15 protein-coding genes and 1 pseudogene are annotated in these 16,628 nt (G+C 43.8%); 13 read left to right on the top strand and 3 right to left on the bottom strand.

Features of this window, described 5'->3' with window-relative positions; translation table 11 throughout:
* The 8 genes and pseudogenes from AACQ21_RS15190 to pyrF form a co-directional block, all read left to right on the top strand.
* Window positions 1–823: pseudogene (locus AACQ21_RS15190) on the top strand (peptidylprolyl isomerase); the annotation flags it as partial.
* Window positions 824–959: 136 nt separating this feature from the next.
* On the top strand, window positions 960–1,259 hold the full coding sequence (locus AACQ21_RS15185; RefSeq protein WP_105976687.1) for a ComEA family DNA-binding protein: 300 nt from the start codon (window positions 960–962) through the stop codon (window positions 1,257–1,259).
* 163 nt (window positions 1,260–1,422) lie between these two features.
* Entirely contained in the window at window positions 1,423–2,103 is a 681-nt protein-coding gene (gene cmk / locus AACQ21_RS15180; RefSeq protein ID WP_013857180.1) for a (d)CMP kinase, read from the top strand.
* Between the two features lie 103 nt (window positions 2,104–2,206).
* Window positions 2,207–3,877 (top strand): 30S ribosomal protein S1, encoded by a 1,671-nt coding sequence (gene rpsA / locus AACQ21_RS15175; RefSeq protein WP_013857179.1) that lies wholly within the window; start codon window positions 2,207–2,209, stop codon window positions 3,875–3,877.
* A 76-nt stretch (window positions 3,878–3,953) separates the two neighbouring features.
* Entirely contained in the window at window positions 3,954–4,238 is a 285-nt protein-coding gene (ihfB, locus tag AACQ21_RS15170; RefSeq protein ID WP_010317449.1) for an integration host factor subunit beta, read from the top strand.
* A 141-nt stretch (window positions 4,239–4,379) separates the two neighbouring features.
* Window positions 4,380–4,655, top strand: coding sequence for a LapA family protein (locus AACQ21_RS15165; RefSeq protein ID WP_017044598.1), 276 nt, complete (start codon window positions 4,380–4,382; stop codon window positions 4,653–4,655).
* Between the two features lie 19 nt (window positions 4,656–4,674).
* On the top strand, window positions 4,675–5,844 hold the full coding sequence (lapB, locus tag AACQ21_RS15160) for a lipopolysaccharide assembly protein LapB (protein WP_026028046.1): 1,170 nt from the start codon (window positions 4,675–4,677) through the stop codon (window positions 5,842–5,844).
* 87 nt (window positions 5,845–5,931) lie between these two features.
* Window positions 5,932–6,627, top strand: coding sequence for an orotidine-5'-phosphate decarboxylase (gene pyrF / locus AACQ21_RS15155; RefSeq protein WP_038170096.1), 696 nt, complete (start codon window positions 5,932–5,934; stop codon window positions 6,625–6,627).
* 80 nt (window positions 6,628–6,707) lie between these two features.
* On the opposite strand, the gene AACQ21_RS15150 is transcribed toward pyrF, so the two are convergent.
* Complete coding sequence (locus AACQ21_RS15150) at window positions 6,708–7,472, bottom strand: hypothetical protein (protein ID WP_013857174.1); 765 nt, start codon at window positions 7,470–7,472, stop codon at window positions 6,708–6,710.
* 299 nt (window positions 7,473–7,771) lie between these two features.
* Between AACQ21_RS15150 and cysB the strand changes: the two genes are divergently transcribed.
* Together cysB and AACQ21_RS15140 are read left to right on the top strand one after the other, a co-directional pair.
* The gene (gene cysB, locus AACQ21_RS15145) at window positions 7,772–8,746 is read left to right on the top strand and encodes an HTH-type transcriptional regulator CysB (protein WP_010317444.1); all 975 of its coding nucleotides are present in this window, start codon (window positions 7,772–7,774) and stop codon (window positions 8,744–8,746) included.
* 78 nt (window positions 8,747–8,824) lie between these two features.
* Complete coding sequence (locus tag AACQ21_RS15140) at window positions 8,825–10,027, top strand: methyltransferase (RefSeq protein WP_105976686.1); 1,203 nt, start codon at window positions 8,825–8,827, stop codon at window positions 10,025–10,027.
* Window positions 10,028–10,086: 59 nt separating this feature from the next.
* Here the strand turns inward: AACQ21_RS15140 and ald are convergent, their stop codons facing one another.
* Window positions 10,087–11,211, bottom strand: a complete 1,125-nt coding sequence (gene ald, locus AACQ21_RS15135; protein ID WP_017041996.1) for an alanine dehydrogenase — start codon at window positions 11,209–11,211, stop codon at window positions 10,087–10,089.
* Between the two features lie 156 nt (window positions 11,212–11,367).
* Between ald and lrp the strand changes: the two genes are divergently transcribed.
* Window positions 11,368–11,862, top strand: a complete 495-nt coding sequence (gene lrp, locus AACQ21_RS15130; protein WP_010317439.1) for a leucine-responsive transcriptional regulator Lrp — start codon at window positions 11,368–11,370, stop codon at window positions 11,860–11,862.
* Between the two features lie 187 nt (window positions 11,863–12,049).
* A complete protein-coding gene (locus AACQ21_RS15125; RefSeq protein ID WP_105976685.1) occupies window positions 12,050–14,935 on the top strand; it encodes a DNA translocase FtsK in 2,886 nt (961 codons plus the stop codon).
* A 105-nt stretch (window positions 14,936–15,040) separates the two neighbouring features.
* Here the strand turns inward: AACQ21_RS15125 and AACQ21_RS15120 are convergent, their stop codons facing one another.
* Window positions 15,041–15,208 carry a hypothetical protein gene (locus tag AACQ21_RS15120; protein WP_017041998.1) on the bottom strand — a complete coding sequence of 56 codons (168 nt, stop codon included), beginning with the start codon at window positions 15,206–15,208 and terminating at the stop codon, window positions 15,041–15,043.
* Window positions 15,209–15,514: 306 nt separating this feature from the next.
* On the opposite strand from AACQ21_RS15120, the gene htpX reads away from it, so the two are divergent.
* Window positions 15,515–16,378 (top strand): protease HtpX, encoded by an 864-nt coding sequence (htpX, locus tag AACQ21_RS15115; protein WP_013857168.1) that lies wholly within the window; start codon window positions 15,515–15,517, stop codon window positions 16,376–16,378.
* The last annotated feature ends 250 nt before the right edge of the window (window positions 16,379–16,628 follow it).

Raw genomic sequence — 16,628 nt, 5'->3', positions numbered from 1 at the left:
GTTGGTCAAATCTGAATTTGGCTATCACATTATCCGTCTTGACGATGTTAAAGCCCCTATTGCACAGCCCTACGCACAGGTTGCTTCTGAAATCAAAGCTGAAATGGTAGACCAAAAGGCCGCTGATCAGTTTTATGAGTTGCAGACCAAGCTAGAAAAAGTGGCATTTGAATCTCCTGACTCTCTGGATGAAGCAGCAAACGCTATCTCAGCTAAGATTCAGAAAACCGATTTTATTTCTCAGCAAGATGCGCCTGAAATTCTTAAAAACCCAGCTGTTCTTCAAGCTATTCTAAGCCCAGAGGTAAAAGAAGATAGGCTCAATTCTGAGGTATTAGAAGTTGCCCCAGAACACGTTATCGTTGTTCGTGTTGATGATGCTCGGGAACAAATAGTTCTTCCTTTGGCTGAAGTGAAAGAGCAAGTGGTTGCTCAGCTTTCTAAAGTCAAAGGCGAACAACAAGCGATTGAGCTAGCCACAAAATTGATTGATACCCTAAAGCAAGGTGACCAATCCTTATTGGAACAGCGTGGGTTAAAATTTGCTGAGTTGGAAATGATTGATCGTAGCTCTCCATTGGCGAGTACGGTGTTTTCTCTCCCTAAACCGGCTACAGATAGTGTGGTTTACGGTCAAGCGAAAGCAATGAACGGTGATATTGTTCTTGTTGAACTACATAAGGTTGAGGCTAAAGTCACACCTCAGTACAACGATCAAATTACGGCTCAGTTAGAGCGCATCGGTAGCCAACGTGATTTGGCTGCGATACTTACAACTTTGCGTAAAAATACAGACATTGAATATTATGTTGTGAGCCAATAAAGGCTAGTAATGTAATTGATATGAAACTCAAAATGGGCTGCTTATGCAGCCCATTTCAATTTCTACCTTTTTGATTCCCTCTCATTTCCAAGCTCAATTAATATTGGTACCCATTAATAAACAAGGAAATGTTCATATGAAATTGAAAACAAAACTCGGGTTGTTACTTCTAAGTATCGTATTGCCTCTTTCACCGACATTAGCAGAAGAAAAGGTGGTAGAAACGTACCAAGGCATTGAAATTACGGTTAATATAAATCAGGCTTCCGCTGAGGAAATTGCTACTTTGTTGAAAGGTATTGGACTTAAAAAAGCACAAGCGATTGTTGAATATCGTCAACAAAATGGCGATTTTAAAACCAAAGAAGATCTGAGCTTGGTGAAAGGCATTGGTGCCGCTACTGTCAGGCAAAACGCTGAGCGTATCATTTTATAAAAGTCTCTATCAAAAGCGTCGCCCCCTAAAAGCGACGCTTGTATCACTGTGAAATTTCAGTCATATCACCATTCCTTCCTAGCGCCTGTAACGGATAAGCACTATAATTTGTCGCCGACAAAAGCGAGCAAGCAAGCCGCATAAAAACTAAGTGGAGTAAATCATGTCCTCTCACACTCCGGTAATTACCGTAGATGGACCAAGTGGTGCAGGTAAAGGCACTCTTTGTATGTTGTTGGCTAAGAAATTAGGCTTTCATTTGCTCGATTCTGGAGCTATTTACCGCGTTCTTGCATTGGCGGCGATTCACCACGGTGTGGATACGGAGTCGGAAGAAGCGCTTGTTCCTCTGGCGACACATTTAGATGTCCAATTTATCGCAGAAGGCGACTTGGTTAGAGTGATTCTTGAAGGTGAGGACGTATCGAAAGAATTGCGCAAAGAAGAGACAGGAATGGCGGCATCAAAAGTAGCGGCATTGCCTAGAGTTCGTGAGGCATTATTACGTCGCCAACGAGCCTTTGCGAAAGGGCAGGGACTGGTTGCTGATGGACGTGATATGGGCACAGTTGTGTTTCCTCAAGCAGAAGTGAAAATATTCCTCGATGCCAGTGCGCAAGAGCGAGCCCAACGTCGCTTTAAGCAGTTGCAACTCAAAGGGCTAGATGTTAAATTTGACGCCCTTTTAAGCGAGATCCAAGAGCGTGACGACCGAGATCGTAACCGCCCAGTGGCCCCATTACGCCCTGCAGAGGATGCGCTATTGCTTGACTCAACCTCAATGTCTATCGACGAAGTTGTAGAAGAAGCATTACAATATGTAGAATCTAAGCTGGCAGAGTAGTTCTGCTAGGTAAGAGCGTCGGTCGCAAGGATGATGACTGGCGAATTTAATAACCCCATGCGGTAGGATACCCATGGAAGTTTAATTATTGAAGATTAAATAAATGACTGAATCTTTTGCTCAACTCTTTGAAGAGTTTTTAAACGAAACACAATTTCAACAAGGTACAATCGTTAAAGGTACTGTAGTCGCTATCGAGAATGGTTTCGTTCTTGTTGACGCTGGTCTTAAGTCTGAGTCTGCTATCCCTGCTGAACAGTTCAAGAACGCTGCTGGCGAACTTGAAGTTGAAGTTGGTTCTGAAGTAGACGTTGCTCTAGACGCTGTTGAAGATGGTTTCGGTGAAACTCAACTTTCTCGTGAGAAAGCTAAGCGTCATGAAGCTTGGATCGTTCTTGAGAAAGCTTACGAAGAAGCTGAAACTGTTATTGGTATTATCAATGGTAAAGTTAAAGGTGGCTTCACTGTTGAACTAAACGGTATCCGTGCTTTCCTTCCAGGCTCTCTTGTTGACGTGCGTCCTATCCGTGACACTACTCACCTAGAAAACAAAGAGCTAGAGTTCAAAGTTATCAAACTAGACCAGAAACGTAACAACGTTGTTGTTTCTCGTCGTGCTGTTATCGAATCAGAAAGCAGCGTTGAACGTGACGAACTTCTTGAAACTCTACAAGAAGGCACTGAAGTTAAAGGTATCGTTAAGAACCTTACTGACTACGGCGCATTCGTTGACCTTGGTGGTGTTGATGGTCTTCTACATATCACAGATATGGCTTGGAAACGCGTTAAACACCCATCAGAAATCGTTAACGTTGGTGACGAAATCCTAGTTAAAGTTCTTAAGTTTGATCGTGATCGTACTCGCGTATCACTAGGTCTTAAGCAACTTGGCGAAGATCCATGGGTAGCTATCGCTAAGCGTTACCCAGAAGGTCATAAACTATCTGGCCGTGTAACAAATCTAACTGACTACGGCTGCTTCGTTGAAATCGAAGAAGGCGTTGAAGGTCTAGTACACGTTTCTGAAATGGATTGGACTAACAAGAACATCCACCCATCTAAAGTTGTTAATGTTGGCGACGAAGTTGAGGTTATGGTTCTTGATATCGACGAAGAGCGTCGTCGTATCTCTCTAGGTCTTAAACAGTGTAAAGCTAACCCATGGCAGTCATTCGCTGAAGCGCAAGCTAAAGGCGACAAAGTTACTGGTAAGATCAAGTCTATCACTGACTTCGGTATCTTCATCGGTCTAGACGGCGGCATCGACGGTCTAGTTCACCTATCTGACATCTCTTGGAACGTTCCTGGAGAAGAAGCGGTACGTGATTACAAGAAAGGCGATGAAATCTCTGCAGTTGTTCTAGCAGTAGATGCAGAGCGTGAGCGTATTTCTCTTGGCGTTAAGCAAATGGAAAACGACCCGTTCAACGCATATGTTGCTGATAACAAAAAAGGTACTCTAGTTAACGGTACTGTTACTGCAGTTGACGCGAAAGGTGCTACAATTGAACTTGTAGACGGCGTTGAAGGTTACATCCGTGCTTCTGAAGCATCTCGTGACCGTATTGAAGATGCGTCTCTAGTCCTAAGCGTTGGTGACAGCGTTGAAGCGAAATTTACTGGTGTAGACCGTAAAAACCGCGTAATCAACCTATCTATCAAAGCTAAAGATGAAGCTGATGAGCAAGAAGCAATGGCTACTCTGAACAAAGCTGATGAAGGTGCGTTTGGTAATGCTATGGCTGATGCATTCAAGGCTGCTAAAGGCGAATAATCTAACTCGCTAAAAGGGGCCGTAAGGCTCCTTTTTTTTCAGTTAGTGCCTACTTTGATAAGTAATGAGGGAAACTATGACTAAGTCTGAATTGATAGAAAGACTCTGTGCTGAGAAAACGCACCTATCTGCTAAAGAAATTGAAGACGCTGTGAAAGATATTCTTGAACATATGGCATCAACTTTAGAAAGCGGAGAGCGAATCGAAATTCGCGGATTTGGTAGTTTCTCTTTGCACTATCGTGAGCCTAGAGTAGGTCGTAATCCTAAAACCGGTGATAAAGTGGTGTTGGATGGCAAATTCGTCCCTCATTTCAAGCCAGGTAAAGAGTTACGTGAGCGAGTTAATGAGAATATCTAAAGCGATTTAGAGAGTATTCTAAAAAACGGCATACCGTTTAAGTATGCCGTTTTTTTAAGAAAGGAATCCATAATAGACATGGTTTGTAAGGCCATTTTCCTGCATAATCAGACCAGATCAATACTGGATAGGTAGTGGCATATGAAAATTATAAAAATCGTTCTAATTCTTGCACTTTTTTTGATTGCTTTAGCATTAGGGGCTCAAAATCAAGCAGTTGTGACGTTTAACTATTTGATCGCTCAAGGCGAATTTCACCTGTCTACTTTACTTGGCACTGTCTTTGTCTCTGGTTTTTTACTTGCTTGTTTGCTTGGCAGTAGCTTCTACTTCAAGTCTCAGTTGCAAGTTAGAAAGTTGAATAAGCAACTGAAAAAGCAAACAGCAGAGAACAGCTCTGTAACAAGTAAAGCGTAGTGAAATAAAGGCTGACTTGATGTTAGAAATTCTCTTCTTGCTATTACCGATTGCCGCCGCCTACGGCTGGTATATGGGAAATCGCAGTGCTCAGCAAGATAAGCAGAAACACTCTCACCAAATTTCTCGTCAGTATGTGACGGGTCTTAACTTGCTGCTTTCTGATCAATCAGATAAGGCCGTTGACCATTTTATCGAGCTACTCCAAGTAGACAATGAAACGATTGATACCCACTTAGCGCTGGGCAACTTATTCCGTTCAAGAGGAGAGGTTGATCGTGCTATCCGCATCCATCAAAATCTCATATCTCGTTCAAGTCTTACTATTGACCAAAAAAATCTCGCCTTACAACAATTGGCAAAAGATTATATGGTGGCAGGCTTTCTCGACCGCGCTGAAAAAATATTTGAACAACTGATTGAAGAGCCTGAACACAAAGAAGCGGCGTTGCAACAATTGGTTTCTATTTACCAACAGACTCGAGAGTGGCATAAAGCTATCGATTACGCTTATGCGTTGGTCAAATTAGGCAGAAAAAGGATGCACAGTGTTATAGCCCATTTTTGGTGTGAACTTGCAATGCAAGAGAAGGCTGAAGGACGCGATAGCAAAGCGATTCAATATCTTAAAAAAGCGCTGTCTGAAGATCCGAAGTGTGTACGCGCAACGATCTCTTTAGGTAAGCTGTATCTTGAAAATGATGACTACCGTCATACAATCCAGTATATGCAGATGGTCTTGGAGCAGGACATTGATTTTATCGGCGAGGTATTGCCGACGCTTGCTGAGTGCTATCACCATATTGGGAAAGAGGGTGAACTTGTTGAGTTTTTACGCGAGTGCATTATCAATGAAGCTGGAGTGTCAGCTGAACTGATGCTCGCACAGTTGGTGGCACAACATGATGGTGCTGGAGCAGCACAGGAACTTTTGACACGGCAATTGGTTAAAAATCCGACCATGAAGGGCTTCTACCGTTTAATTGACTACCATCTCATCGAAGCAGAGGAAGGTCGAGCGAAAGAGAGCTTGTCGACCTTGCAAAAATTGGTAGGTGAGCAACTAAAAGTAAAACCTCACTACCGATGCAGAAAGTGTGGTTTCTCAACCCATTCTCTCTACTGGCACTGCCCATCATGTAAGAATTGGGGTTCAATTAAACCTATCCGTGGTTTGGATGGTGAATAGAGTTCATGTACTGGAGTTACTGATCGACTCGAAAACTGCAGCTTATGAAAGCTGCATTTTTTTAGCTTAATTATTTTAGGAGTGAAAATGAAAGACCAGAGAGTAATTGTCGCGTTGGATTATGAGCAACAAGCGGAAGCGTTAGCTTTTGTTGATAAAATTGACCCCAACAGCTGTCGATTAAAAGTGGGCAAGGAGATGTTTACCCTGTTTGGTCCCGATTTTGTGCGTGAGCTACACAAAAGAGGTTTTTCGGTATTCTTAGACCTAAAGTTTCATGATATTCCCAACACGTGCTCTAAAGCCGTACGTGCGGCGGCTGAGCTTGGCGTATGGATGGTGAATGTTCATGCCAGTGGTGGGGAGAGAATGATGTCGGCGTCTCGCCAGATTCTTGAACCTTATGGTAACGATAGACCACTACTTATTGCTGTCACAGTACTAACCAGTATGGAACAATCGGATCTTCGTGGTATTGGCATCGATGTTGCGCCTAAAGAGCATGTAATGCGTCTGGCTAGCCTAACTCAAAATGCAGGGTTAGATGGAGTGGTATGCTCAGCTCAAGAAGCGCACATGCTTAAGAGCCATCTTGGTCAAGAGTTTAAATTAGTTACGCCAGGGATTCGTCCTATTGGTTCTGAAACAGGAGACCAAAGACGTATTATGACTCCGAGTGAGGCCATAAAAGCTGGTTCAGATTATCTAGTCATCGGTCGCCCAATTACTCAGGCAACAAGACCGGATGAAGTCCTAAAAGCGATAAATGATACGTTAATTTAAATTAATGTTTTCTTTACGTTGTTGTATGAAAAAGGTCGCTTATGCGACCTTAAAAATACTTCCTAATCAAAAATAATGGGCTACCATTTTTTCTTTTCACCAAACAGTGCTTCCATATCACTATTTCTCTCGTTATCTTCAATTTGTTGAAGATCCGTTGCACTTTTTGTTTGGCGTCGTTTTTCTAAGTCATCATACATTGACTGAAGTTTTTCACGAGCTTGATTGGAATAAGCATCATTTTTTGAGCTAAGAACATCGATCCCTTTACGCAATAGCTGAATCGCAGTTCCGGGTTGCCCACGAACGATCGAATCATTTGCCCGCTTAACAACATTTTCAATGTTGATTCGAATTTGTATTGTTTCTAGACGCGCATTTTCAGCGACGTAAGATTGTGTTTCAAAACGTCCTTTATTGTGCTCACTACGAATCGTGTCTCTTAAACGTTTCACTAGTTTAAGCATAATCAAAGCTTGTTTATCGCTGGTGGGTACTTTAAACGTTGTACTGTCACCACCTGGGTGGTTTTCTTGTAAATGCTTAATTTGCCCTTTCATATGCTCAATGCGTTGTGCCAACTGCTTATTTTTCGGGTCAAGCTCATACATACTAAGTAGGGCATCAAGGATACGGGTATTTAAACACACTAAGAGTTCTTTACTAAACGGCATGTGGTGTGCGTTGCCGATAAGGTCTTCTGTCGCATCAATAATGGCGATATATCGAGTCGACTCCTGCTTTTTAGCTGACTCGACCTTTACTTTGTATTGAAGCATGATGTTATAGCCAAGGACTAACACCAGCAAGACTGCTACAAGAGCAATGATTAAACCTATATTCATATAATCCGTATCTTTATTAGAATTCAGTGGCTAGCAATTAAGAATACACGATCCTTAGTTATCACTACACCTTCAAATTGACTATTTTTATTATTCCTGTTTTAACCCCTAAAAACTGCCTTTTATTGCTTAGATTGGGCGATAGTTGGCAAAAATTTAGTCAGCTACGCAAAATACTTACTTTTTTCTTCGCTCTTGAATCATCAAGCTTTGAATTGAGAGTGTTAAGCGTTATAACTAATAATTATAAACTATGATTGAAAGATCTGGATCTTTGATAATGGATTACGGGGCCAATAATGAAGTTACAGCAGTTAAAATATATTGTTGAAGTGGTTAATCACAACCTGAATGTCTCAGCAACTGCGGAAAGCCTTTATACCTCTCAGCCAGGCATTAGTAAACAGGTTCGTTTACTCGAAGATGAATTGGGTATTCAAATTTTTGAGCGTAGCGGTAAGCACCTGACACAAGTCACGGGTGCAGGTGAAGATATTATTCGTATCTCACAAGAGATCCTTTCACGTGTGGAAAGCATTAAGGCCGTGGCAGGGGAGCATACGCACCCTGAGATGGGTACGCTGAATATTTCAACGACTCATACACAAGCTCGCTACGCGTTACCTGATGTAATCAAAGGATTCACTGCGCGTTATCCGAAAGTGTCGCTACACATGCACCAAGGCACCCCAAGTCAGATGTCGGAAGCGGTTGCAAAAGGCACCGCTAATTTTGCGATAGCAACAGAAGCGCTTCATCTGTACCAAGATGCCATCATGCTACCTTGTTATCATTGGAACCGCTCCATTGTTGTTCCCAAAGATCATGCTCTTGCAAAAAAAGAACGAGTAACGATTGAGGATTTAGCCGCGTATCCATTGGTCACTTACGTGTTTGGTTTTACTGGCCGTTCAGAGTTAGACACTGCATTTAATCGCGTAGGGTTAACGCCGCGAGTTGTCTTTACCGCCACCGATGCGGATGTGATAAAAACTTATGTCCGGATGGGAATTGGGGTGGGTGTTATCGCAAGTATGGCGATAGATAAATCACGCGACACCGATCTTATCGCGATTGATGCCAGCCATCTTTTTGGTGCGAGCACGACTAGCATTGGTTTTCGCCGAGGCACATTCCTGCGTTCTTATATGTTTGACTTTATGGAACGTTTCGCGCCTCATCTTACTCGCCCTGTGGTCGAACGGGCTACCTCGTTAAAATCGAATATCGAAATAGAAGAGATGTTTAAAGACATTGAATTGCCAGTTCGTTAAGCAAATTTTGATCATTTAAAACGAAACACTTTCTAATTAAACCATCACCTCCTAGAATTGGCCTTTCTAGGGGGATGTATGCGCGCGCTTTTCAAACATATCGATGCTTTTTTAATTGAAAACCAACGTTTTTGGCGATTTGAGCCCTTTCATCATAGTGGCTCAGACAGTTCACCTTGGAAACATTCAGATCATAGGCTGGATCAGTGGTTGCAAACGCTATCTTTGGACAGTATCGATAGCTTAAAGTCATCGCCGCAAGCGCTCATTGAGCAACTTCATCCGTATATCGAGGGGTTAAAAGAAGCGGATATCATGATTAGGCTTCAAGATGCCCCTCGTAATACTCAGCAAGCACTCAGCCCTTACTTAGAGCTAGAGCAGGGGATCCCTGGCAGAAAGCTAGAACAAATTCGTTTAATGAGCGAATCACTCCTCTCTAGGCATTCAGGAACGGAATGGCTAGAGTGGTGCGCGGGTAAAGGCTTTTTAGGTCGAATTATCGCAGCGCAGTCAAAACAAAAAGTCACTAGTTTTGAGTATCAGTCGCAGCTCTGCCATGCAGGACAAGCATGCGCCGATGAACATGATCTTCCGATGCAATTTATTCAAGGGGACGCTTTTGAGCCGCAAGCGTTTGGCGTTTTCAATACCAATCAGCATGCCGTCGCTTTACATGCCTGTGGTGATCTCCATGTTCGCCTACTCGAATATTCCGTTGCTCATCGCTTGCCTGCGATTACGTTTTCACCATGTTGCTACCATTTAATCAAAGCCGATAGCTACCAACCCATGTCCAGCTACGGTCGTACTTCTTCTCTTGCCTTGTCCAAAGAAGAGCTGCGTATTCCGCTGCAAGAAACCGTTACGGGGGGAGAGCGGGTTCGCCGTCATCGTTTGCAAGAAATGACGTTTCGTTTGGGTTTTGATTTGTTGCTAAGATCTGAGCTTGGGCATCATCAATATTGCCCAATTCCGAGCCTCAAAAAATCACAACTAGCCGAAGGATTTTTAGCTTTTTGTTATTGGGCGGCGGCACAAAAAGGCATCGCATTACCAGAAGTGGATTGGCCTGCTTATGAACGTAAAGGCGAGCAGCGTTTTTGGCAGATGGAAAGGATAGGCTTAGTACAACAGGCATTTCGCCGCATGATTGAGCTTTGGTTGGTATTGGATAAGGCACTTTATCTTCAAGAGCAAGGCTATGAGGTGCAGATTGAGCAGTTTTGCGCTAGGAAAGTAACGCCACGCAATATATTGGTTCACGCTTATAAAAAATAAAAGCCAAGCGCATGACGCACTTGGCTAAGAATTGAGAGCTTTACCGCAAATTGTTATCGTTAGTTAAACAGAGCGATAGCTTCAGATGGGTCAAGATATTCAAGGTTGAAACTCTCGGCGACCTCTTTACAGGTGACTTTACCGTGTATCACGTTTAAACCTTCTAGGAATCCTTTATCCTCTAATAATGCACGTTGATAACCTTTATTGGCCAGTTTAACAATGTAAGGCAACGTAGCGTTATTCAAGGCGAAAGTTGATGTGCGAGCCACAGCGCCTGGCATGTTTGCGACGCAGTAATGAACGACGTCATCAACGATATAGGTCGGGTCATCATGAGTGGTAGCATGTGAGGTTTCAAAGCAGCCGCCTTGGTCAATTGCCACATCAACGACCGCAGAGCCAGGTTTCATTCTAGAAATCAGATCTTTAGTTACGAGTTTAGGAGCTGCTGCTCCGGGGATCAGTACTGCGCCTATTACTAAATCGGCTTCGAGGACGTATTTTTCAATCGCATCCTTTGTTGAATACACGACTTTAGCGTGACCTTGGAATTCTTCATCGAGTTTACGCAGCATATCAACACTTCGGTCGAGAATCGTCACATCAGCACGCATTCCGACAGCAATTCTGGCTGCGTTGGCACCGACTACACCGCCACCAATCACCACCACTTTTGCTGGTGCGACTCCGGGTACACCACCCAGTAACAAACCACAGCCCGCGTGTGATTTTTCTAAACACTGCGCACCTGATTGAATAGACATTCGACCAGCGACTTCAGACATTGGTGCTAATAGTGGCAAGCGACCCATATTATCTGTTACAGTCTCGTAGGCTATACAGACAGCTTTGCTCTTGATTAGCTCCTCAGTTTGTGGAAAATCTGGAGCTAGATGTAAATAGGTAAATAAAATTTGGCCTTCGCGGAGCATTGCTCGTTCAGCAGCCTGAGGTTCTTTGACCTTAACAATCATTTCTGCTTTCGCAAAAATGTTAGAAGCAGTAGGAAGAATGGATGCGCCTACAGCGATGTAATCATCGTCTGAAAAGCCGATGCCGGAACCGGCATTTGTTTCAACATAAACTTGGTGACCGTGTGAGACAAGTTCGCGCACGCTTGCGGGAATCATGCCCACACGATATTCGTGGTTTTTGATTTCTTTAGGAACTCCAATGATCATCCTGACTCCTTAGGTTTTTTTGGTTGTTATAACTATATGTAGGGTTGTTGTTTCGAATTTGTGACTAGTATAGATGTGAATGTGTAAAATTTGATACTGAATATTAAAAAGTTGTAGTATATATTTTTGCAAGGAAGTAATAAGGTGGAATAAAAAATGGCAGACAACTATAAAAGGCCGTCCAAGGATTTAGACCGTATCGATCGCAATATTTTGAATGAATTGCAGAAAGATGGTCGTATTTCGAATGTAGAATTATCAAAACGAGTGGGTTTATCTCCAACCCCCTGTTTAGAGCGTGTACGTCGTTTAGAGCGTCAAGGTTTCATTACCGGTTATACCGCGTTGTTGAATCCACAATATCTTGATGCTTCGCTGTTGGTATTTGTGGAAATTACATTGAATCGCGGTGCACCTGATGTGTTTGAACAGTTTAATACTGCGGTTCAAAAACTGGATGACATTCAAGAATGCCATCTTGTTTCGGGTGATTTTGACTATCTTCTCAAAACTCGAGTCTCTGACATGGGGGCGTATCGTAAATTGTTGGGTGATACGCTATTGCGTTTGCCCGGAGTCAATGACACTCGCACTTATGTTGTGATGGAAGAAGTGAAGCAAAGTAACCAGTTGGTTATCAAAACTCGATAACGCCAGATTGTCTGAATAGTGGTACTTCTTTCCACATTCTGACGTTCGCCAATTGGGTTTTTAACCTTGATGTGGTTAAATCACACAACAAACCGAGCGGCTTTTGCCGCTCGGACTGTTTTCACCCAAACCAACGCATCAAGCCGCAATAAACCTTGAGTGTTGGCGTTAATCAGAATCTAGGTTTATGTTCAAAGAGAACCAAAATAAAGTTGAGACCATTATTAAGACCAGCGAAGAGCCTCAGTCTTCACGCCTCAATGGATCGCAACGTCTGAAAGAGTGCGGGCTTATTGTCGCTGTGCTTGCCTCTGTGCTTCTTTCCATCGCTTTATTAACATTTAGTCCCGCCGATCCTTCATGGTCGCAAACCGCGTGGGGAGGCGATATTGAAAATGCAGGCGGTATTATTGGCGCATGGATTGCCGATACCTTGTTCTTTATTTTTGGATCGCTGGCCTACCCAATACCGCTCATGATTACTGTGCTAGCATGGGTTTTTCTGCGTAAAAGAGAAGAGAATGAACCCCTTGATTTTGTGCTGTGGGGAACGCGTTTACTCGGCTTAACTATCTTGATTTTGACCAGTTGTGGCCTTGCGGATATCAACTTTGACGATATTTGGTATTTTTCATCTGGTGGTGTGATTGGGGATGTCTTAACCAGTTTGGCGCTGCCAACGCTTAATTTACTAGGCTCAACCTTAGTATTGCTCTTTTTATGGGGCGCTGGTTTTACGCTGCTAACGGGTATCTCCTGGCTAAGCATCGTGGAATGGTTAGGCACGATGAGTATTTCTCTTGGCGTTGCGTTGATCAATCGATTACGTGGTGAGAAAGATGAAGATATTGCGCCCGTTTTGTCGCCAATGGAATTGTCGCCGCTTGAATCATCATCCGCAGACTTAGCCGTTGTTGAGTCTAGTTCGCCAAATGAAGAATATGTCAAATCAGCCCTCGATGCGTTTGGGGCCGAGCAATACACGCCTGCGGTAGAGGTTGAAGAAGAGCTGGAACAGACTCACTCGCCAAGACGTTTTAATATTCACATGCCAGCGGCCAAAACTCAGGCTAACACTTCTCCTGAATTCAGTGAAACTCACTCAGATGAAGTGCCATTTGATCGCAGCAAGCAGCTTAGTGCAACGATTGAAGAGTTAGAAACTGTTGCGTTGGAAGAGGATGACCTTGCTCTTTCATCGGCAGACTGGGTAGATGAAAGAGCTAATGAGAATCAAGCATTAGCCAGTGCCGACCTCGATGCCAGTCAAGAAGCTCAGCAATATGCATGGGTAGAGGACGAAGAGGTGAGCGATCCGTCGCTTACGATGACAGAAGTTGATCTTGATGTGTCGCGTGTTGAACCAGTTATTTCCAATTTGGATGTGCTGGATGAAGATGAATCAGATCAAGCGTTGGCTGCTGATCTTGATGTGATGTCAGAAGATGACGAGCCACCGTTAGGCCAGCAAGATAGCGATGTGACGGCTTTTCAGAACATGGTGTCTTCGGCTCAGGCCAATATGGCGGCCAAGCAAAACCCATTTTTAATGCAAAAAGAGACTAACCTGCCTAAACCGACGGAGCCACTACCGACGTTAGAGCTTCTGTATCACCCAGAAAAGCGTGAACACTTTATTGACCGAGAGGCATTAGAGGAGGTTGCTCGTTTGGTTGAATCTAAACTCGCGGATTACAAAATTCAAGCGCAAGTGGTTGATATCTTTCCGGGGCCGGTTATCACTCGTTTTGAATTAGATTTAGCTCCAGGCGTAAAAGTGAGCCGTATTTCTAGCCTATCGATGGATTTGGCGCGTTCCTTATCGGCAATGGCGGTGAGGGTGGTTGAAGTGATCCCCGGTAAACCTTATGTTGGTCTTGAACTGCCAAACATGAGTCGTCAAACCGTCTATTTGTCAGATGTTATAAAAAGCCGTCAATTCCAAGAAGCGAAATCACCCACGACCATCGTTTTAGGGCAAGACATTGCAGGCGAAGCATTGGTCGCGGATTTAGCCAAAATGCCGCACGTGTTGGTGGCTGGTACAACAGGCTCAGGTAAGTCGGTTGGGGTCAACGTGATGATCCTCAGCATGCTTTATAAAGCGAGCCCAGAAGACGTTCGCTTTATTATGATTGACCCGAAAATGTTAGAGTTATCGATCTACGAGGGTATTCCTCACCTGCTAGCTGAAGTTGTGACTGACATGAAAGACGCATCAAATGCTTTACGTTGGTGTGTGGGTGAAATGGAACGTCGTTATAAATTAATGTCTGTGCTTGGTGTGCGTAACATCAAAGGCTTCAATGATAAGCTAAAAATGGCCGCTGCTGCTGGCCACCCCATCCACGATCCTTTGTGGAGAGAAGGGGACAGTATGGAGAGTGAACCGCCACTGCTGGAAAAACTGCCTTACATTGTCGTTGTTGTTGATGAATTTGCGGATCTGATGATGGTGGTGGGTAAAAAAGTAGAAGAGTTGATCGCGCGTTTGGCACAAAAGGCTCGAGCTGCGGGTATTCACCTTATTTTGGCCACTCAGCGCCCATCGGTTGATGTGATCACCGGTTTAATCAAAGCGAATATTCCGACCCGCGTTGCGTTTACCGTTTCGACTAAAACCGACTCAAGAACTATTTTGGACCAAAGTGGTGCGGAATCACTGCTCGGTATGGGCGATATGCTCTATCTACCACCGGGTTCTAGCCACACGATCCGGGTTCACGGTGCGTTTGCCTCGGATGAAGATGTGCATGCGGTGGTAAACAACTGGAAAGCACGCGGTAAGCCGAATTACATAGAAGAGATCACTTATGGTGACCAAGGACCAGAAGCCTTGCTACCCGGTGAGAAGATGGAAAGTGATGAAGAAGTGGATCCACTATTTGATCAAGTGGTTGAACATGTAGTGGAAACGCGTCGAGGTTCAGTTTCAGGAGTGCAACGCCGATTTAAAATCGGTTACAACCGCGCTGCAAGAATTGTAGAGCAGTTGGAAGCACAAGGTATTGTGAGCGCTCCCGGCCATAATGGTAATCGCGAAGTACTATCGCCAGCGCCGCCGCGAGATTAATCACGGTCATTGTAGGCAACACAAACAAAACAGCGCCACCCATGATGCCATGAGCGGCGCTGTTTCAATTTAGCTAGCATAAACTCTCGCCAGCCTTGCTAACGGCTATTTTTCTTGCATCAGCCCCATCAGTGCTTGTTGCGTGTCAGATATTTGCTGCTGCGCGGATGGTGTACTGCCAATTCCCAATTGCTGTTTAGCTTCATCTTCAGAGAGACCTAAGTGGCAACACAGTAAATCAATCGCCATTTGATAGTTGCTCGTTTCAGCCATGATGCTGTCCTTTGTCCGTCGAAAATGTCTGTTTCCCATGCAATGTAGTCACTTTAGCTGGGACTCTCAATACGACCAAAGTCTTATGCGTTCAATTGCTCATCACGTGCTGTAAGGGTAGGTTAACCATCTTGCTATTCAATAACAGATTTTAGAAAACTCGGCGTCAGACATTAAATGTTTCAATTTATCGCTTAACCTTGTTTTTCAAATCTTAGACTATATGTATATGAAAAATTGTGTAGGTTCATGCTAGCGTCGCTTGCAGCCTACACTCATAATAAGCTTTTCATTCGGAGATAAGTAATGAAGCGAGTCATGTTATTTCTAGCAACCAACCTTGCGGTGGTTCTGGTTCTTAGCCTTGTATTAAATATTGTTTATGCTGTGACGGGGATGCAGCCGGGCAGTTTATCTGGCTTGCTCGTCATGGCCGCGTTGTTTGGTTTTGGCGGCTCATTTATTTCATTATTGATGTCAAAGAGCATGGCTCTGCGCTCGGTAGGTGGAATGGTGATTGAAAGTCCACGTAACGAAACTGAGCATTGGCTAGTGCAAACGGTGCGTCGTCAAGCTCAGCAAGCGGGTATTGGTATGCCAACGGTAGCAATTTATGATTCGCCGGACATCAACGCTTTTGCAACAGGCGCTAAACGTGATGATTCTCTCGTCGCTGTTTCAACGGGGCTATTGCACAGCATGACGCGTGACGAGGCCGAAGCGGTATTGGCGCATGAAGTGAGCCACATTGCCAATGGCGATATGGTCACGATGACTTTAATGCAAGGAGTGGTTAATACCTTCGTTATTTTCTTATCGCGCTTTATCGCAAACATCGTGTCGTCTCGTGATTCAGAAGAGGGTGGCGGTAGCAATATGATGGTTTATTTTGGAATCTCTATGGTGCTGGAATTGGTATTTGGCTTCCTCGCGAGCTTTATTACGATGTGGTATAGCCGTCATCGCGAATTCCACGCCGACGCAGGTGCAGCAAAGCTTGTGGGTAAACACAAGATGATTGCGGCGTTAGAGCGTTTAAAAATGGGGCAAGAATCTCAATTGGAAGGTTCCATGATGGCGTTTGGTATCAACGGTAAACGTTCAATGACGGAATTATTGATGAGTCACCCGCCGCTTGATAAACGCATCGCCGCTTTGCGCAATAGTTAATCTAAGCTAACTAAAAAAGAGAAGGCCAGCGAATTTCGCTGGCCTTTTTGATCGTCGTAACTATTGGAATTTTAGTCTTTATTTTCTTTTTTGATCTTAATTTCTTGCAACCACGTATGCATTGAAAAGATACAAAGTTATACAAGAAATATTTTGTATAACTAAGCGACTTGTACTATTTTGTACATGTGAAGTTTTTGTATAACTTATGGAAACGTACAATGGATGTCGAATCGGTTGCTCAAGTTTA

The organism is Vibrio sp. V01_P9A10T6 (assembly GCF_963877065.1).
GTDB classification, from domain to species: domain Bacteria; phylum Pseudomonadota; class Gammaproteobacteria; order Enterobacterales; family Vibrionaceae; genus Vibrio; species Vibrio anguillarum.
Note: the sequence above shows the minus strand (reverse complement) of the source record. Positions and strands in the feature narration are given on the sequence as shown.

Excerpts from the sequence above, each read along its gene's own strand:
- AACQ21_RS15185 (WP_105976687.1), top strand. The coding sequence starts at position 960 with ATGAAATTGAAAACAAAACTCGGGTTGTTACTTCTAAGTATCGTATTG.
- cmk (WP_013857180.1), top strand. The coding sequence starts at position 1,423 with ATGTCCTCTCACACTCCGGTAATTACCGTAGATGGACCAAGTGGTGCA.
- rpsA (WP_013857179.1), top strand. The coding sequence starts at position 2,207 with ATGACTGAATCTTTTGCTCAACTCTTTGAAGAGTTTTTAAACGAAACA.
- ihfB (WP_010317449.1), top strand. The coding sequence starts at position 3,954 with ATGACTAAGTCTGAATTGATAGAAAGACTCTGTGCTGAGAAAACGCAC.
- AACQ21_RS15165 (WP_017044598.1), top strand. The coding sequence starts at position 4,380 with ATGAAAATTATAAAAATCGTTCTAATTCTTGCACTTTTTTTGATTGCT.
- lapB (WP_026028046.1), top strand. The coding sequence starts at position 4,675 with ATGTTAGAAATTCTCTTCTTGCTATTACCGATTGCCGCCGCCTACGGC.
- pyrF (WP_038170096.1), top strand. The coding sequence starts at position 5,932 with ATGAAAGACCAGAGAGTAATTGTCGCGTTGGATTATGAGCAACAAGCG.
- AACQ21_RS15150 (WP_013857174.1), bottom strand. The coding sequence starts at position 7,472 with ATGAATATAGGTTTAATCATTGCTCTTGTAGCAGTCTTGCTGGTGTTA.
- cysB (WP_010317444.1), top strand. The coding sequence starts at position 7,772 with ATGAAGTTACAGCAGTTAAAATATATTGTTGAAGTGGTTAATCACAAC.
- AACQ21_RS15140 (WP_105976686.1), top strand. The coding sequence starts at position 8,825 with ATGCGCGCGCTTTTCAAACATATCGATGCTTTTTTAATTGAAAACCAA.
- ald (WP_017041996.1), bottom strand. The coding sequence starts at position 11,211 with ATGATCATTGGAGTTCCTAAAGAAATCAAAAACCACGAATATCGTGTG.
- lrp (WP_010317439.1), top strand. The coding sequence starts at position 11,368 with ATGGCAGACAACTATAAAAGGCCGTCCAAGGATTTAGACCGTATCGAT.
- AACQ21_RS15125 (WP_105976685.1), top strand. The coding sequence starts at position 12,050 with ATGTTCAAAGAGAACCAAAATAAAGTTGAGACCATTATTAAGACCAGC.
- AACQ21_RS15120 (WP_017041998.1), bottom strand. The coding sequence starts at position 15,208 with ATGGCTGAAACGAGCAACTATCAAATGGCGATTGATTTACTGTGTTGC.
- htpX (WP_013857168.1), top strand. The coding sequence starts at position 15,515 with ATGAAGCGAGTCATGTTATTTCTAGCAACCAACCTTGCGGTGGTTCTG.